The organism is Streptomyces sp. A012304 (genome assembly GCF_026008495.1).
GTDB lineage: Bacteria > Actinomycetota > Actinomycetes > Streptomycetales > Streptomycetaceae > Streptomyces.
In genome coordinates this window covers 1-17989 of record NZ_BQUN01000093.1, presented here as the reverse complement: position 1 = coordinate 17989, position 17989 = coordinate 1, and the positions used below count along the sequence as shown (strand labels likewise).

The following is a 17989-nucleotide window of genomic DNA, read 5'->3' as shown; positions in this document are numbered from 1 at the left end:
CCTTACAGCGCCGATGGTACTGCAGGGGGGACCCTGTGGGAGAGTAGGACGCCGCCGAACTCCTTTTAGAGGGTTGGGCTCTGAACTTCGGTTCGGAGCCCAACCCTTTTTTGTTGTCGGTGACGAGGTCATCGTGCCGGCGCGCGGAACCGTCGAGCTGCCTCGACACGGCGCCGTGGACGCGTCGCCGACCGAGAGACACGCAGCGGATCGGTCCGCGGGCAACCCGCTCGCAGGCCTGTTGCAGCCGGTCTCCGGAAGGTTTTGGAACTGGGGCCCGTTCGGGGTATGCTCTATTCCGTTGCCGCGAGGGAAACCTCGAAAAGTGACAGGCCCCTATAGCTCAGTCGGCAGAGCGTCTCCATGGTAAGGAGAAGGTCAACGGTTCGATTCCGTTTGGGGGCTCCGCAAAAAAATCCCCCCGCCCATTCGGGCGGGGGGTTTTTCATGCCTCCCTCAGGCCACGCGCATCGCCAGGATCGCCATGTCATCGGACGGCGCGTCCGACGCGAAGCGCTCCACAGCGCGCATGATGCGGGCCGCGACCGCGCCGGCCGTCAGACCCGTACAAGTCGTGAGGACATCAGCGAGGCCGTCGTCGCCCAGCATTCGGGTGCCCTCGCGGCGCTCGGTGACGCCGTCCGTGACACAGAGCAGGACGTCGCCCGGGTCGAGGGTCACCGTCTGCTCATAGAGCTCCAGGTCCTCCATGACACCGAGGAGGGGCTGGGGTTCGGCCGCCGGTTCGACCGTGCCGTCCTGACGCAGGCGGAGAGGGAGGGGGTGGCCGGCGCAGACCACCTTCAGTTCGGCGCTGCCGTCCTCCTGGGGGCGCATCTCGCCGTAGAGGAGGGTCAGGAAGCGGCTGCGGGCGCCCTCGTCGAGGATCGCGGAGTTCAGGCGCTCCAGGACCGCCGGGCCGCTGAGGCCCTCGCGGGCCAGCAGGCGCAGCGCGTGGCGGGCGAGGCCCGTCACCGCGGCGGCGTTCGGGCCCGTGCCGCAGACATCGCCGATGGCGAAGCCGTAGGCGCCGTCGCTGATCGGGAACACGTCGTAGAAGTCGCCGCCGACCTCGTTGCCCTCGCCGGCCGCGCGGTAGATGACCTCGACCTCGACGCCGTCGATGTCGGGCAGTTCCGGGGGCAGCAGGCTGCGCTGGAGGGACTGGCTGATCGCCGTGCGCTCCGAATAGAGGCGGGCGTTGTCGAGGGCGAGGGCCGCCCGGCGGCTCAGGTCCTCGGCCAGTTCCAGGATCTCCTGGCGGAAGTGCTCGTCGGTGGGCTTGCCGAGGGTCAGCATGCCGATGACGCGGTTGCGGGCGACCAAGGGGAGGACGACGGTCTCGCCGCCCACCGCGGAGGCCGTGGCCAGGGTGGGGCCGATGCCCGACGTCACCTGGTGGGTGGGGCCGCCGGTCAGGCCGAGGCTGCGCATGGAACTGCGCAGGGCCGCCTCGTGCGCCGCCTCACCCGGGGCCGACCAGACGCGGGCGCCCGGGGTGGGGACCGGGTCCGGCGGGGCGATCTTCGAGAGCAACGACTTGATGCCGTCGATGAGTTCCTCGTCCTCGTGCAGCACGTACGACAGGTACGGGTCGGAGGCCTGGTCGGCGATCGTGTAGACCGCGCACCAGGTGGCGAGCGTGGGGACCGTCATCTGAGCCATGAGGGCCAGGGTCTGGTCGCGGTCGAGGGTGCCGGCCAGCAGGTCGGAGGCTTCGACGAGGAAACTGAGGGAGCCGCGGCGCAGACGTTCCAGCTCGCCCAGGCGGGCCGACTCGACGGCGAGCGCGATGCGGTCGGCGGCGAACTGGAGGCGCAGAGCCTCCTCGTTGGAGTATCTGCCGGGGGCCTCGGCCGCGACGCCGAGGGAGCCGGTGAGGCGGCCCTCGACCTTCAGCGGGACAGTGACCACCGAGCGCATGCCGGTGCCGCTGAGGAGCGGTACGGCGCCGGGGACGGCGAGCAGATCGTCGTGGACGGCGGGCATACGGGCCGAGCCGTAGCGGCCGGGGCCGGCCTCGACGGGCACGCGCGCGAAGCGCTGGCGGGCGGAGGGCAGGCCCGTGGAGGCGCGGACCTCCAACTCCGTCTCGTCGTCGGTGGCCAGGAGCAGGAAAGCGGAGTCGCCGTCGAGCATGTCGCGGGCGCGTTCCACCGTGCGCTGGAGGAGGCCGTCGAGGTCGTCAGGGGCCGGGGAGCCGATGAACACCTCGAACGGGTCGGTGCTCTGGCCGTCGCCGGCCGGGGCCGCGTCGGAGGCGGGGAGGCGCAACGGCGTCTGCAGGACCGCCCGTTCGTGGTCGCGGACGAGGAGGCAGACCGTGGAGGGGTCGCCGTCGGTGTCGCGGACGCGGAGGTGGGAGGCGTACACCGGGGTCACCCGGCCGTTGGCGCCGCGGATGCCGTAACTGCCCTCCCAGCGGGAGAGTTGGAGTGCCTCGGCGATGCCGGTGCTGGTACCGGGAGTGTGCGGCCAGGCGGCGAGGTCGGTGAGGGGCTTGCCGGTGACCTGGTCGGCCGGATAGCCGAAGAGTTCCTCGGCGTCCTCGTTCCAGGCGGAGATGGCGCCCGTGCGGTCGATCTGGACGACGGCGACGCGGACGCGGCTGTCGGCGAGCGGGAGAAGGTCCGCGGGCAGCGACGGGCCGGCCGCGCGGGTGCCCACCGGGCGGTCGGGCAGGTCGAGTTGGAACCACACCTGCTTGTGCGTGGGCGTGTAATCGACGCCCCAGCGGCCGGCGATGGCCGCGCACAGCTGGAGGCCGCGGCCGCCCTCGCGGTCGGGGCTGCCCATGGTGGAGGGGTGGCCCTGGAGGGGGATCTCGCGCTCGGGGTAGCGGTCGGAGACCTCGATGCGTACGCCGTCGCCGGTGCGCAGGCACAGGACGTCGGCGTGGGTGCCCGCGTGGACCACGGCGTTGGTCACCAGTTCGCTGGTGAGGACCACGGCGTCGTCGACGATGTCGGCGAACCCCCAGCCCTGGAGGGTGTCGCGGACGAAGGAGCGGGCGGTCGCGACCGATCGCCCGACGGGCTCGAAGCTGGCAGCCGCGCGCGCGGTGATCACAGAACTCCTCGGCCGGTTGTCGACGTGCAGGGCTCCCCGGCCCTCCTGCTCGCGCCGCTGCTGCGGCAGCGTGCCGCTCGGCCGGGGCTCCGGGGGCTGGCCCCCTGGGATCAGTCCGGTGGTCATGTGTGCGGCCGCCCTCCGATGCCCGCTCGTGCTCGTGCCACCGCCCAGGCCGGACGGACCGGTGCGGCTGGACAGCCGCATGCAAGGTTACTTACCTTCCCCGTCCGTACGGATGCCGGTCAGCGGTGTTTCCGCCCCCAGGGTGTGCGGACCGTGTGTGCGCGCTGCCGAACTGTTATGGCCGAGTTCGGCGAGGGTGAAACACTGGGCAGTCTTCATGTGAAGGTCCGGGCAGACTGGGTGTCTTATGTGTACGGCGGGCAGCAGCCCCCCGGGCCTGCCTGATTACATCGGGCAATAGGACGGTCGATCCCTGTGGGAGGGACAAGTGGAGTCTGGCGCAGCGACGCGGGGCACGAAGGCGCGCGCGAAAGGCGGCCAGTCCCTGAGCAGGCAGCGCACCTCACGGGGCGGGACCACCGTGGTCGACACGGCGGCCCTTAACCGGCTGCTGGCAGCGCTCGTGTCCATGCGGGACGGGAACTTCCGCAAGCGGCTCACCGTATCCGGTGACGGCGTGATGTCGGAGATCGCGGCGGTTTTCAACGAGGTGGCGGACCGCAATCTCCACCTCACGGGTGAGTTGTCGCGAGTTCGGCGCATGGTCGGGCGTGAGGGAAAACTCACGGAACGGCTGGAGACGGGCGCCTGCGAGGGGTCCTGGGCGACCGCCATCGACAACTCGAACGCGCTGGTCGACGACCTCGTACGGCCTGTTTCCGAGGTCGGGCGGGTGCTGTCGGCGGTGGCGGAGGGTGATCTGTCGCCCCGGATGGAGCTGCGGACGCACACGCCGGAGGGGGCGGGGCATCCGCTGCGCGGGGAGTTCCTGAAGGTCGGGCGGACGGTGAACAACCTGGTCGACCAGTTGTCGACGTTCACCGACGAGGTCACGCGGGTGGCCAGCGAGGTGGGGACCGAGGGCAAGCTGGGCGGTCAGGCCCAGGTGCGCGGTATGTCCGGTTCGTGGAAGGACCTGACGGAGTCCGTCAACACGATGGCGGAGCGGTTGACCGCTCAGGTGCGGGACATCGCGCTGGTGACGACGGCGGTCGCCAAGGGCGATCTGTCGCGGAAGGTCACCGTGCATGTCGAGGGCGAGATGCTGGAGCTGAAGAACACCGTCAACACGATGGTGGACCAGCTCTCCGCGTTCTCCTCCGAAGTGACGCGTGTGGCCCGTGAGGTGGGCACCGAGGGCATCCTGGGCGGTCAGGCGCAGGTGTCCGGCGTCGACGGGGTGTGGAAGGAACTGACCGATTCCGTGAACACCATGGCCGGGAACCTGACGGCCCAGGTGCGGGGAATCGCGGAGGTGACGACGGCGGTCGCCAACGGTGATCTGTCGCGGAAGGTGACCGTGCCGGCGCGCGGTGAGGTCGCGCAGCTCGCCGAGACGATCAACCAGATGACCGAGACGCTGCGGATCTTCGCGGACGAGGTCACGCGGGTGGCCAACGAGGTCGGTGGCGAGGGGCGGCTCGGCGGTCAGGCGAATGTGCCGGGTGCGGCGGGGACGTGGAAGGACCTCACCGATTCGGTGAACACCGTCTTCCGGAACCTGACGACGCAGGTGCGGGACATCGCCGCCGTGACGACGGCGGTGGCCAACGGTGATCTGTCGCAGAAGGTCACGGTGGACGTGGCCGGCGAGATGCTGGAGCTGAAGAACACCGTCAACGGGATGGTCGACCAGCTGTCGGCCTTCGGTGCCGAGGTCACGCGCGTGGCGCGGGAGATCGGTGTCGAGGGTGAGCTGGGCGGTCAGGCCCAGGTGTCGGGCGCGGCGGGGACGTGGAAGGACCTCACGGACTCCGTCAACACGGCGTTCAGGAATCTCACCGGACAGGTGAGGAACATCGCCCAGGTCACGACGGCGGTGGCCAACGGTGATCTGTCGCAGAAGGTCACCGTCGACGTCTCCGGCGAGATGCTCAAGCTGAAGAACACCGTGAACACGATGGTGGACCAGCTGTCGTCGTTCGCCGATCAGGTGACGCGGATGGCGCGGGACGTGGGTACCGAGGGCCGGCTGGGCGGTCAGGCCCGGGTGGACGGTGTGTCGGGCACGTGGAAGGAGCTGACCGACTCCGTCAACTCGATGGCGGGGAACCTCACCTCGCAGGTGCGCAACATCGCGCAGGTGACGACGGCGGTCGCCCGGGGTGACCTGTCACAGAAGATCGACGTCGACGCGCGCGGGGAGATCCTCGAGCTGAAGAACACCATCAACACGATGGTCGACCAGCTCTCCGCCTTCGCCGACCAGGTGACCCGGGTGGCGCGGGACGTGGGTACCGAGGGCCGGCTGGGCGGTCAGGCGCAGGTGCCCGGTGTGGCCGGTGTGTGGCGGGACCTGACGGACTCGGTGAACGGCATGGCCGGCAACCTCACCGCGCAGGTGCGCAACATCGCGCAGGTCGCGACCGCGGTGGCGCGCGGTGACCTCTCCCAGAAGATCACCGTGGACGCGCGCGGGGAGATCCTGGAGCTGAAGAACACGCTGAACACGATGGTCGACCAGCTGTCGTCGTTCGCGCAGGAGGTCACGCGTGTGGCCCGTGAGGTGGGCACCGAGGGCATCCTCGGCGGGCAGGCCGAGGTGCAGGGTGTCTCCGGCACCTGGAAGGACCTCACGCAGTCCGTGAACTTCATGGCGAACAACCTGACCATCCAGGTGCGCCAGATCGCCGAGGTCACCACCGCGGTCGCCAAGGGCGACCTGTCCAAGAAGATCACCGTCGACGCCAAGGGCGAGATCCTCGAGCTGGTCACCACCGTCAACACGATGGTGGACCAGCTGTCCTCGTTCGCCGAGCAGGTGACCCGGGTGGCCCGTGAGGTGGGCACGGAGGGCATCCTGGGCGGCCAGGCGCACGTTCCGGGTGTCACGGGCATCTGGAAGGACCTCAACGACAACGTCAACCTGATGGCGAAGAACCTCACCGTTCAGGTGCGGAACATCTCCCAGGTTGCCGCGGCCGTCGCCAACGGCGATCTGACACGGACGGTGACGATCGAGGCGCGCGGTGAGGTCGCGCAGCTCGCCGACACGTTCAACACGATGGTGAAGACGCTGAGTTCGTTCGCCGACCAGGTCACCAAGGTGGCCCGTGAGGTGGGCACGGACGGCATCCTGGGCGGTCAGGCGCATGTGCCGGGTGTGGCGGGCACGTGGAAGGACCTCACCGAGTCGGTGAACCAGATGGCGTCCAACCTGACCGGTCAGGTGCGCAACATCGCCATGGTGACGACGGCCATCGCCAAGGGTGACCTGACGAAGAAGATCGACATCGACGCGCGCGGCGAGATCCTGGAGCTGAAGACGACGATCAACACGATGGTCGATCAGCTGTCGTCGTTCGCCGAGGAGGTCACCCGGGTGGCCCGCGAGGTGGGCACCGAGGGGCAGCTCGGCGGGCAGGCACGCGTGCGTGACGTCGACGGCACCTGGCGCGACCTCACCGAGTCGGTGAACGAGATGGCCGGGAACCTGACCCGGCAGGTGCGTGCCATCGCGCGCGTGGCGACCGCGGTGACCCGCGGTGACCTGAACCTGAAGATCGACGTGGACGCGTCCGGTGAGATCCAGGAACTCCAGGACTACATCAACAAGATGATCGCCAACCTGCGCGACACCACGATCGCCAACAAGGAGCAGGACTGGCTGAAGGGCAACCTCGCGCGCGTGTCCGCGTTGATGCAGGGCCGACGCGATCTGGAGGACGTGGCCTCGCTGATCATGAGCGAGCTGCCGCCTCTGGTCGCCGCGCAGCACGGCGCGTTCTTCCTGGCGATGCCGCCGGCCGACGGCAGCGGCGACCAGTACGAGCTGCGGATGCTGGGCTCGTATGGCTACTCGATGGGGTCGATGCCGACGTCGTTCCGGCCGGGTGAGGCGCTGGTCGGGACAGCCGCCGAGGAGAAGCGGACGATCCTCGTCTCCAACGCGCCGAGCGGCTATCTGAAGATCTCCTCGGGGCTCGGCGAGGCGCCGCCCGCGCAGGTGATCGTGTTGCCGGTGCTGTTCGAGGGCAAGGTGCTCGGCGTGATCGAGCTGGCGTCGTTCACGCCGTTCACGCAGATCCAGAAGGACTTCCTCAACCAGCTCGCCGAGATGATCGCGACGAGCGTCAACACGATCTCCGTCAACACCAAGACGGAGCAGCTGCTGAAGCAGTCGCAGGAGCTGACCGAGCAGCTGCGGGAGCGGTCGGCGGAGTTGGAGCAGCGGCAGAAGGCCCTTCAGGCGTCCAACGCCGAACTGGAGGAGAAGGCCGAGCTGCTGGCCCGGCAGAACCGCGACATCGAGGTGAAGAACACCGAGATCGAGGAGGCGCGGCAGGTCCTGGAGGAGCGCGCCGAGCAGCTCGCGGTGTCGATGCGCTACAAGAGCGAGTTCCTCGCCAACATGTCGCACGAGCTGCGGACGCCGCTGAACTCGCTGCTGATCCTGGCCAAGCTGCTCGCGGACAACGCGGAGGGCAACCTCTCGCCGAAGCAGGTGGAGTTCGCCGAGACCATCCACGGCGCCGGCTCCGACCTGCTCCAGCTCATCAACGACATCCTCGACCTGTCGAAGGTCGAGGCGGGCAAGATGGACGTCTCCCCGACGCGCATCGCGCTCGTCCAGCTCGTCGACTACGTGGAGGCCACCTTCCGTCCGCTGACCGCGGAGAAGGGGCTCGACCTGTCGGTGCGGGTGTCGCCGGAGCTGCCTGCCACGCTGCACACCGACGAGCAGCGGCTGTTGCAGGTGCTGCGCAACCTGTTGTCGAACGCGGTGAAGTTCACCGACTCCGGGTCGGTGGAGCTGGTGATCCGGCCGGCCGGGGCGGATGTGCCGGTGGCGATCCGGGAGCAGCTGCTGGAGGCCGGTTCGCTGGCCGACGCGGACGCTCCGCTGATCGCGTTCTCGGTGACCGACACCGGGATCGGTATCGCGGCCAGCAAGATGCGGGTCATCTTCGAGGCGTTCAAGCAGGCCGACGGCACCACCAGCCGCAAGTACGGCGGTACCGGCCTCGGGCTGTCCATCTCGCGGGAGATCGCGCAGCTGCTGGGCGGTGAGATCCACGCGCAGAGCGAGCCTGGGCGCGGGTCGACGTTCACGCTGTATCTGCCGCTGCATCCGAGCGAGCTGCCGCCGCAGGGCTACCAGCAGGCCATGTCCGCGCTGGAGGCCGGTGAGCTCCTGGCGTCCGAGAACGGGACGGGGGAGGGGGCGGAGCTGTCCGAGGCGGAGATCGAGACGCCGGCCGAGGTGAAGTCGTACCAGGAGACGCAGAACGGTCCGGCGGCGCTCTTCAGGCGGCGGCGGCGTTCGGTGGCCGGCGGGGAGGCGCGTGTCGGGCAGCCGGACCAGTGGGGGCCCGTGGGCCACGAGGTGCAGGCGCAGGCGCACCGGGGTATCCGCTTCGGCGGCGAGAAGGTGCTGATCGTCGACGACGACATCCGCAACGTGTTCGCGCTGACCAGCGTGCTGGAGCAGCACGGTCTGTCGGTGCTGTACGCGGAGAACGGCCGTGAGGGCATCGAGGTGCTGGAGCAGCACGACGACGTCGCGGTCGTCCTGATGGACATCATGATGCCGGAGATGGACGGGTACGCGACGACGACGGCGATCCGGCGGATGCCGCAGTTCTCCGGGCTGCCGATCATCGCGCTGACCGCGAAGGCGATGAAGGGCGACCGGGAGAAGGCGATCGAGTCGGGCGCCTCCGACTACGTCACCAAGCCGGTCGATCCCGATCATCTGCTGTCGGTGATGGAACAGTGGATGAGGGGGGCGTGACGAGCGTGGTGACGGGAACCATCGGCAGGTCGGAGAAGTTGCTGACTCAGGGTGGCCATCGCCGTGTAGCGGGGCGGGATTCGGGGAACCTTCTGGTCTCGTGCCGCGTTCCTGCTATGTGCACAGTGACATCGCGGTGACAGGGTGTGGCGACGGTCGGGGTGCGGCTACCATGACCGGCACAAGGAAGGGCGGCGCAAAGGAGTCGTCCCCAGGGGCGGCGCCCGGTGCACTGCCGGGGCGAGGAGGGCGGGCCATGGTGCAGAAGGCCAAGATCCTCCTGGTCGATGACCGGCCGGAGAATCTGCTGGCGCTGGAGGCGATCCTCTCGGCGCTCGATCAGACGCTGGTGCGGGCATCGTCCGGGGAAGAGGCGCTCAAAGCACTGCTGACGGACGACTTCGCGGTCATTCTGCTGGACGTCCAGATGCCAGGAATGGACGGTTTCGAAACGGCCGCGCACATCAAGCGGCGAGAACGGACGCGGGACATCCCGATCATCTTCCTCACGGCGATCAACCACGGCCCGCATCACACCTTCCGCGGATACGCGGCGGGCGCCGTGGACTACATCTCCAAGCCGTTCGACCCCTGGGTGCTGCGCGCGAAGGTCTCGGTCTTCGTCGAGCTGTACATGAAGAACTGCCAGCTGCGGGAGCAGGCGGCCCTGCTGCGGCTCCAGTTGGAGGGCGGCGGGGGCAGGACGGCGTCCGGTGGCGGTGCCAAGGAGGCGGCCGGGCTGCTCGCCGAACTGTCCGCGCGGCTCGCGGCCGTCGAGGAGCAGGCCGAGGCCCTGTCCAAGCAGCTCGACGACGAGTCGGCGGACGCGGCCGCGGTGGCCACGGCGGCGCACCTGGAGCGCAAACTCACCGGCCTGCGGCGGGCGCTGGACGCGCTGGAACCGGGCGCGGGCGGTGGCGCGGCGTCGGTGCCGTCGCAGAACTGAACCCAACTGACGCGTGCGGCGCCGGACGTTGCGCGTGAGCGCGCGTCAGCTTCACACCCCGGCAAGGACGACACGAACGGGTGAAGCGGTGGGCACACGTGTCCCCTGTCGTCTCCACCGGTAACCTCACACCCATGGCCTCACGTCCCTCCGCAGCCAAGAAGCAGCCCGCCAAGAAGGCGGCCGCTCCCGCGAAGGCTCCGGCGAAGAAGGCCGCCGCGAAGAAGCCCCCGGCCAAGAAGGCGCCCGCGAAGAAGGCAGCCGCCAAGAAGGCCGCGGCCAAGAAGCCCGCACCCAAGCCGGCACCCAATCCCACCGGGGGCGTGTACCGGCTCGTACGCGCCGTCTGGCTGGGTCTGGCCCACGCTGTGGGCGCGGTGTTCCGCGGGATAGGGAACGGCGCCAAGAACCTCGACCCCGCCCACCGCAAGGACGGTGTCGCGCTGCTGCTGCTCGGCATCGCGCTGATCGTCGCCGCGGGCACCTGGGCCGATCTGCGCGGACCGGTCGGCGACCTCGTCGAGATCCTGGTGACCGGCTCCTTCGGCCGCCTCGACCTGCTGGTGCCGATCCTGGTCGCGGTCATCGCCGTCCGCTTCATCCGGCACCCGGAGAAACCCGAGGCCAACGGTCGTATCGTGATCGGCCTGTCCGCGCTGGTCATCGGCGTGCTCGGGCAGGTCCACATCGCGTGCGGCTCGCCCGCCCGCAGCGACGGCATGCAGGCGATAAGGGACGCCGGCGGCCTCATCGGCTGGAGCGCGGCGACCCCGCTGACGTACGCCATGGGTGAGGTCCTCGCCGTACCCCTGCTCGTCCTGCTGACGGTCTTCGGGCTGCTGGTGGTCACGGCCACGCCCGTCAACGCCATCCCGCAGCGGCTGCGGCAGCTCGGGGTCCGCCTCGGTGTGCTGCACGACCCCGAGGCGGACGCGTACGACGAGTTCAGCGACGACGACGCGCGTTATGACGAGCAGTGGCGCGAGGGGCTGCCCGCGCGCCCCCGGCGGCGCTCCGGCGCCCCCCAGGCGTACGACCCCGACGGCGCCGAGCAGGAGGCGCTCTCGCAGCGGCGCGGCCGGCCCCGACGCTCTTCGGTGCCGCAGCCGGCGATGGACCGCCAGCCGGACGCCGTGGACATCGCGGCCGCCGCCGCGGCCGACCTGGACGGGGCCGTCCTGCACGGTATGCCGCCCTCTCCGATCGTCGCCGACCTCACGCAAGGCGTACGGGTGGGCGACCGCGAGCCGACCACGCCGACGCCTGTCCCGGCCCCGGCCGCGCGTCCCGAGCAGGAGAAGCTCAAGGACTCCGGCGTGGTGCCCGACCTGACCAAGGCCGCTCCCGAGCAGCCGCGCGAGCTGCCGCCGCGCGCCGAGCAGCTCCAGCTGTCCGGCGACATCACCTACGCACTGCCGTCGCTCGACCTGCTCACGCGCGGAGGGCCCGGCAAGGCGCGCAGCGCGGCCAACGACGCCGTCGTCGCCTCCCTGACGACCGTCTTCACCGAGTTCAAGGTCGACGCGGCCGTCACCGGCTTCACCCGCGGCCCGACGGTCACGCGCTACGAGGTCGAGCTGGGCCCCGCAGTGAAGGTGGAGCGGATCACCGCGCTGACGAAGAACATCGCGTACGCCGTCGCCAGCCCGGACGTGCGGATCATCTCGCCGATCCCCGGGAAGTCGGCGGTCGGCATCGAGATCCCGAACACCGACCGGGAGATGGTCAACCTCGGTGACGTGCTGCGGCTCGCGGAGTCCGCGGAGGACGACGACCCGATGCTGGTCGCCTTCGGCAAGGACGTCGAGGGCGGCTATGTCATGCACTCGCTGGCGAAGATGCCGCACATGCTGGTGGCCGGCGCCACCGGCTCCGGCAAGTCGTCCTGCATCAACTGTCTGATCACCTCGGTCATGATGCGGGCGACCCCCGAGGACGTCCGGATGATCCTCGTCGACCCCAAGCGCGTCGAGCTGACCGCCTACGAGGGCATCCCGCACCTGATCACGCCGATCATCACCAACCCCAAGCGGGCCGCCGAGGCGCTCCAGTGGGTCGTACGGGAGATGGACCTCAGGTATGACGACCTGGCGGCGTACGGGTACCGGCACATCGACGACTTCAACCGCGCGGTGCGGGAGGGGAAGGTCAAGCCGCCGGAGGGCAGTGAGCGGGAGCTCCAGCCCTACCCCTATCTGCTGGTGATCGTCGACGAGCTGGCCGACCTGATGATGGTGGCGCCCCGGGACGTCGAGGACGCGATCGTGCGGATCACACAGCTCGCGCGTGCGGCCGGTATCCATCTGGTGCTCGCCACGCAGCGGCCCTCCGTCGACGTCGTCACCGGCCTGATCAAGGCGAACGTGCCCTCGCGGCTCGCGTTCGCCACCTCCTCGCTCGCCGACTCGCGGGTCATCCTCGACCAGCCGGGCGCGGAGAAGCTGATCGGCAAGGGTGACGGGCTGTTCCTGCCGATGGGGGCGAACAAACCCACCCGAATGCAGGGCGCGTTCGTCACCGAGACCGAGGTCGCGGCCGTCGTGCAGCACTGCAAGGACCAGATGGCGCCCGTCTTCCGGGACGACGTCACCGTGGGCAGCAAGCAGAAGAAGGAGATCGACGAGGACATCGGCGACGACCTCGACCTGCTGTGCCAGGCGGCCGAACTGGTCGTCTCCACGCAGTTCGGGTCGACGTCCATGCTCCAGCGCAAGCTGCGGGTGGGCTTCGCCAAGGCCGGACGGCTGATGGACCTCATGGAGTCCCGGGGCATCGTCGGACCGAGCGAAGGGTCGAAGGCGCGTGACGTTCTCGTGAAGCCCGACGACCTGGACGGCGTGCTCGCCGTGATCCGCGGGGAGTCTGAAGGGTAGACGTGCCCGTGGGGGCGGCGGACGGCCGTGACTCACCCGTTAGAGAGCGACGGGCAACCGTTTCCCTTTGGCGTACGTCAAGTTGAGCGATAGTACAGGTACGGGTCCACCATGGGGTCGTACCTGGCCCGTCATCGGCGTGTCCGGCCATACCGATGGCGTACAAAGTCCCACCGTCCGGTTGCCCCTCCCTTTCGCACCCCCCCTAGACTGAACCTCCAGCACAGGTGGCTACACGCTCGAAAGGCGCCCCCGTGTCCATCGGCAACTCCCCTGAAGACGAGCGTCCGTTCGAAGACGTCTCCGAGGAAGCCCGCCCCTCCATCGGCCGCGCCTTGCAGCAGGCGCGCATCGCGGCCGGGCTGACCGTCGACGACGTCAGTACCGCCACCCGGGTCCGCATCGCCATCGTGCACGCCATCGAGGCGGACGACTTCGCGGCCTGCGGCGGCGACGTCTACGCGCGCGGTCACATCCGGACCCTGGCCAGGGCCGTCCGCCTCGACCCCGCCCCGCTGATCGAGCAGTACGACGCCGCGCACGGCGGCCGGCCCGCGCCGACCCCGGCCGCGCCGCTGTTCGAGGCGGAACGCATCCGCCCCGAGCGGCGCGGGCCGAACTGGACCGCGGCCATGGTCGCCGCGATCGTCGTCGTCATCGGGTTCGTCGGCTTCACCGCCTTCAAGGGCGGCGACGGCACCACCCAGGACGTCGCCGAGGGCACCCCGGCGACCAGCCCGAGCGCCCCGCCCACCCCGAAGGCCGAGAAGCCCGCCGACAAGACGCCCGAACCCTCCGACAGCGCCATCGCAGCCGCGCCCCAGGACAAGGTGACCGTCCAGGTCAGCGCCGCCGACGGCAAGAGCTGGATCTCCGCCAAGGACCACAACGGCCGGCTGCTGTTCGACGGACTGCTCAAGCAGGGCGACACCAAGACCTTCCAGGACAGCGAGAAGATCAACCTCGTCCTCGGCGACGCCGGGGCCATCCAGCTCCACGTCAACGGCAAGAAGATCGAGGACGACTTCCAGCCGGGCTCGGTGGAGCGGCTGACGTACACCAAGGGCGACCCGCAGGCCGGGTGACGCTCGACGTCCCGGTGGACGGGGTCGGCGAAGATCGCCAACCCCGTCGACAGGGGGTGTCAGTCAGACAAAGTAGTCTTGAGCCCATGCCTGAACGCCGTACCGTCGCACTTGTCACCCTTGGCTGCGCCCGTAACGAGGTGGACTCGGAGGAGCTCGCAGGCCGTTTGGAGGCGGACGGCTGGCAGCTCGTGGAGGACGCCGCGGACGCGGACGTCGCCGTGGTCAACACCTGTGGTTTCGTCGACGCCGCCAAGAAGGACTCCGTCGACGCCCTCCTGGAGGCCAACGACCTCAAGGGACACGGCAGAACGCAGGCCGTGGTGGCGGTGGGCTGCATGGCCGAGCGGTACGGCAAGGATCTCGCCGAGGCCCTCCCGGAGGCCGACGGCGTGCTCGGCTTCGACGACTACACCGACATCTCCGACCGCCTCCAGACCATCCTGTCCGGCGGGATCCACGCCTCCCACACCCCCCGCGACCGGCGCAAGCTGCTGCCGATCAGCCCCGCTCAGCGGCAGGAATCGGCCGCCGCGGTCGCGCTGCCGGGCCACGGGCCCCAGGATCTTCCGGAAGGCCTCGCTCCGGCCTCCGGCCCCCGAGCGCCGCTGCGCCGCCGTCTGGACGGCTCCCCGGTCGCCTCGGTCAAGCTCGCCTCCGGGTGCGACCGGCGCTGCACCTTCTGCGCCATTCCCTCCTTCCGCGGCTCCTTCATCTCACGCCGCCCCGCGGACGTGCTGAACGAGACGCGGTGGCTGGCCGAGCAGGGCGTCAAGGAGATCATGCTGGTCTCCGAGAACAACACCTCCTACGGCAAGGACCTCGGCGACATCCGACTGCTGGAGTCGCTGCTGCCCGAGCTGGCCGAGGTCGACGGCATCGAGCGGGTGCGCGTCAGCTACCTCCAGCCCGCCGAGATGCGGCCCGGGCTGATCGACGTGCTGACCTCGACCCCGAAGGTCGCCCCCTACTTCGACCTGTCCTTCCAGCACTCCGCGCCCGACGTGCTGCGCGCGATGCGCCGCTTCGGTGACACCGACCGCTTCCTGGAGCTGCTCGACACGATCCGCGGCAAGGCTCCCGAGGCGGGTGTGCGCTCCAACTTCATCGTCGGTTTCCCCGGCGAGTCCGAGGCCGACCTGGCCGAGCTGGAGCGGTTCCTCAACCACGCGCGACTGGACGCCATCGGGGTCTTCGGCTACTCCGACGAGGAGGGCACCGAGGCCGCGACCTACGACAACAAGCTCGACGAGGACGTCGTCGCCGAGCGGCTCGCCCGGATCTCCCGCCTCGCCGAGGAACTCGTCTCGCAGCGGGCCGAGGAGCGGGTCGGGCAGAGCGTGCGCGTGCTCGTGGAGTCGGTGGACGAGGAGGGCGTGTACGGCCGCGGCGCGCACCAGGCGCCCGAGACGGACGGCCAGGTGCTGCTCACACCGGGCGAGGGCCTCGCCGTCGGTCGTATGGTCGAGGCGAAGGTGGTCGGTACGGAGGGTGTCGACCTGGTGGCCGAGCCCCTGACGGTCTCGGCCGGGTGGAGTGAGGAGGCGGACAGATGACGGGTGTCCCGGCATCGGCCGCGGGAGGCTCCTCGCCGGCGAAAGGCGTGGCGGCGGCCGCATCGGACGCGTCGTCTGCTGCTGGGGCATCGGATGGTGCGTCTTCGGCGCCTGGTGTGTCGGGGGGTGCCTCTGGCGTTCCCCGGGCGTCGGGTGAGGCGTCCGCCGTTTCCGGGGCGTCGGGTGGGGGGTCCGCTGACTCCGGTGGGGGGTCTGCCGCGTCGAGTGGTGAGCCCGTTCCGTCGAGTGGTGCGTCTGCCGCTTCCGGTGGTGAGTCTGCCGGCTCTGGTGGTGACGGGGTGCCGGGCGGTGGCAGGACGCCGCGCGGCGGGAAGATCGCCGCGGCGGCCGTCAATCAGGCGAGCGTCTGGAACATCGCCAACCTGCTGACGATGCTCCGGCTGATCCTGGTGCCCGGCTTCGTCGCGCTGATGCTGGCCGACGGCGGCTACGACCCGGCGTGGCGCTCCTTCGCCTGGGCGGCCTTCGCCATCGCCATGATCACCGACCTGTTCGACGGGCACCTGGCGCGGACGTACAACCTCGTCACCGACTTCGGGAAGATCGCCGACCCCATCGCCGACAAGGCGATCATGGGGGCAGCCCTGATCTGCCTCTCCGCGCTCGGCGACCTGCCGTGGTGGGTGACGATCGTGATCCTCGGCCGGGAACTCGGTGTGACGCTGCTGCGTTTCTGGGTCATCCGGTACGGCGTCATCCCGGCGAGCCGCGGTGGCAAGCTGAAGACTCTCACCCAGGGCGTCGCCGTCGGGATGTACGTCCTGGCGCTCACGGGATGGCTGGCCACCCTGAGGTTCTGGGTGATGGCCGCGGCGGTCGTCCTGACCGTGGTGACCGGGCTCGACTATGTGAGACAGGCCATTGTGCTGCGCCGGCAGGGGATCGCCGAGCGCAAGGCCGCGTCGGAGGAGACGGAAGCGTGAGTTCCACGGCCGCCGACGTGGTGCGACTACTGACGGTGAGGGGCGAGACGCTCGCCGTGGCCGAGTCGCTGACCGGCGGTCTGGTTGCGGCGGAGATCACATCGGTGCCCGGGGCGTCCAAGGCGTTCCGGGGGTCGGTGACCGCGTACGCCACCGCGCTGAAGCATGAACTGCTCGGTGTGGACGCCGCTCTGCTGGCCGCCCGTGGAGCGGTGGACGCGCAGGTCGCGGCCCAGATGGCGGTCGGCGTGCGTGAGGCACTAGGCGCGGACTGGGGCATAGCGACGACAGGTGTCGCGGGCCCCGAGCCCCAGGACGGGCAGCCCGTCGGGACGGTCTTCGTCGCGGTGGACGGCCCGTTCGGGGCGGATTCCGGTTCCGCCCCTGGCGGAAAAGTGGAGGCCCTGCGGTTGAACGGCGACCGCGCGGAAATTCGTAGAGAGAGTGTACGGAGCGTACTCGCAGTGCTTCTGACAGAGCTTGCGGGCGAACAGACCGGGAATGAGCGGGCACAGGATACGGAACAGAACGGGGGGTTTTGATGTTTGCAGCCCTGAGTGAACACGACATCGCTCCCCGCACGGCCGCAGCGCGAGGCGGTACGGTGGGGCGTGAAGGATGCGGCTACGCGGTCCGAGGAGGGAGCCACCGATGATTCTGCTCCGTCGCCTGCTGGGTGACGTGCTGCGTCGGCAGCGCCAGCGCCAGGGCCGTACTCTGCGCGAAGTCTCCTCGTCCGCCCGAGTCTCACTCGGCTATCTCTCCGAGGTGGAGCGGGGGCAGAAGGAGGCTTCCTCCGAGCTGCTCGCCGCCATCTGCGACGCGCTGGACGTACGGATGTCCGAGCTCATGCGGGAAGTGAGCGACGAGCTCGCCCTCGCCGAGCTGGCCCAGTCTGCTGCCGCCACCCCCAGCGAGCCTGTGCCCACGCCGGTTCGGCCGATGCTGGGTTCCGTGTCGGTGACCGGTGTGCCACCGGAGCGGGTGACCATCAAGGCGCCTGCCGAGGCGGTGGATGTGGTCGCCGCGTGAGGATCGCGCGGATGAGTGCGTGAGCCCACGACGTGTGGTGGCTTACACGGATGGGTGACCCTGACGGGTGACCTGAGGTGTGAGCCACGAGGCCCCGGCCGGGGTCCCTTCCGGATGCGGAGGGGTGCGGTCGGGGTTTTCGCATTGTGGGGGGTGGGTGTTTCTGCCGTGGGGGGATTGGGTGGGGTGTGTGGTTGCCGGTGGTGGGTGGGGCGGTCATGGTGGGAGGGGCCGGGGTGCCTCCAGCGGTGTCCGCCGGGTGAGGCTCCGGCAAGGGCAGGCCTACTTTGTGGCGTCGGGCTGGAGGTGGCCGCCGTGACGGGTCGGACAGTGCGCCGGGGGGCCGCGCTGGGGCTCGGCGCGCTGTGGTGGTGGGCTGTGGCGCGGCTCGCGGTGGCCCCCGAGGCCGGAGTGCTGGAAGGGGCGGTCGTGGCCGGGGGGTGGGGGCTGAGCCTGTTGCCCGTGCACTGTGTGGGCAAGGGGCATGCGGCCGGGGTGGTGGGGGCGCGGAGGTGGCGGGACGCTTGGCGGGGGGAGGGGACGTAGGGGGCGCGGTGAGGGTGG

General features: G+C 69.9%; 10 protein-coding genes and 1 tRNA gene. 10 read left to right on the top strand and 1 reads right to left on the bottom strand.

Features of this window, described 5'->3' with window-relative positions; all coding sequences use genetic code 11:
• Positions 1 to 332: 332 nt before the first annotated feature.
• A tRNA-Thr gene (locus tag ALMP_RS19990) sits at positions 333 to 405 on the top strand.
• 51 nt (positions 406 to 456) lie between these two features.
• Here the strand turns inward: ALMP_RS19990 and ALMP_RS19985 are convergent.
• The gene (locus tag ALMP_RS19985; protein WP_264930192.1) at positions 457 to 3195 is read right to left on the bottom strand and encodes a SpoIIE family protein phosphatase; all 2739 of its coding nucleotides are present in this window, start codon (positions 3193 to 3195) and stop codon (positions 457 to 459) included.
• A gap of 328 nt (positions 3196 to 3523) precedes the next feature.
• Between ALMP_RS19985 and ALMP_RS19980 the strand changes: the two genes are divergently transcribed.
• The 9 genes from ALMP_RS19980 to ALMP_RS19940 all read left to right on the top strand — a co-directional run bounded on the left by ALMP_RS19980 (position 3524) and on the right by ALMP_RS19940 (position 17971).
• Positions 3524 to 8989, top strand: coding sequence for a HAMP domain-containing protein (locus ALMP_RS19980; protein ID WP_264930190.1), 5466 nt, complete (start codon positions 3524 to 3526; stop codon positions 8987 to 8989).
• 256 nt (positions 8990 to 9245) lie between these two features.
• Entirely contained in the window at positions 9246 to 9935 is a 690-nt protein-coding gene (locus tag ALMP_RS19975) for a two-component system response regulator (RefSeq protein WP_264930189.1), read from the top strand.
• A gap of 134 nt (positions 9936 to 10069) precedes the next feature.
• Complete coding sequence (locus tag ALMP_RS19970) at positions 10070 to 12808, top strand: DNA translocase FtsK (RefSeq protein ID WP_264930187.1); 2739 nt, start codon at positions 10070 to 10072, stop codon at positions 12806 to 12808.
• A gap of 254 nt (positions 12809 to 13062) precedes the next feature.
• Positions 13063 to 13893 (top strand): helix-turn-helix domain-containing protein, encoded by an 831-nt coding sequence (locus ALMP_RS19965; protein WP_264930185.1) that lies wholly within the window; start codon positions 13063 to 13065, stop codon positions 13891 to 13893.
• A gap of 86 nt (positions 13894 to 13979) precedes the next feature.
• Positions 13980 to 15449, top strand: a complete 1470-nt coding sequence (gene rimO, locus ALMP_RS19960) for a 30S ribosomal protein S12 methylthiotransferase RimO (protein WP_264930183.1) — start codon at positions 13980 to 13982, stop codon at positions 15447 to 15449.
• On the top strand, positions 15446 to 16393 hold the full coding sequence (gene pgsA / locus ALMP_RS19955) for a CDP-diacylglycerol--glycerol-3-phosphate 3-phosphatidyltransferase (protein ID WP_264930182.1): 948 nt from the start codon (positions 15446 to 15448) through the stop codon (positions 16391 to 16393). The genes rimO and pgsA overlap by 4 nt, the downstream gene beginning before the upstream one ends.
• Positions 16390 to 16935, top strand: coding sequence for a CinA family protein (locus ALMP_RS19950; protein ID WP_264930180.1), 546 nt, complete (start codon positions 16390 to 16392; stop codon positions 16933 to 16935). The genes pgsA and ALMP_RS19950 overlap by 4 nt, the downstream gene beginning before the upstream one ends.
• A gap of 109 nt (positions 16936 to 17044) precedes the next feature.
• A complete protein-coding gene (locus ALMP_RS19945) occupies positions 17045 to 17425 on the top strand; it encodes a helix-turn-helix domain-containing protein (protein ID WP_167997591.1) in 381 nt (126 codons plus the stop codon).
• Between the two features lie 315 nt (positions 17426 to 17740).
• Positions 17741 to 17971: a hypothetical protein gene (locus tag ALMP_RS19940; protein ID WP_264930175.1), complete on the top strand. Its 231-nt coding sequence runs from the start codon at positions 17741 to 17743 to the stop codon at positions 17969 to 17971.
• Positions 17972 to 17989 lie beyond the last annotated feature (18 nt).

Excerpts from the sequence above, each read along its gene's own strand:
- ALMP_RS19975 (WP_264930189.1), top strand. The coding sequence starts at position 9,246 with ATGGTGCAGAAGGCCAAGATCCTCCTGGTCGATGACCGGCCGGAGAAT.
- rimO (WP_264930183.1), top strand. The coding sequence starts at position 13,980 with ATGCCTGAACGCCGTACCGTCGCACTTGTCACCCTTGGCTGCGCCCGT.
- ALMP_RS19970 (WP_264930187.1), top strand. The coding sequence starts at position 10,070 with ATGGCCTCACGTCCCTCCGCAGCCAAGAAGCAGCCCGCCAAGAAGGCG.
- ALMP_RS19985 (WP_264930192.1), bottom strand. The coding sequence starts at position 3,195 with ATGACCACCGGACTGATCCCAGGGGGCCAGCCCCCGGAGCCCCGGCCG.
- ALMP_RS19945 (WP_167997591.1), top strand. The coding sequence starts at position 17,045 with ATGATTCTGCTCCGTCGCCTGCTGGGTGACGTGCTGCGTCGGCAGCGC.
- pgsA (WP_264930182.1), top strand. The coding sequence starts at position 15,446 with ATGACGGGTGTCCCGGCATCGGCCGCGGGAGGCTCCTCGCCGGCGAAA.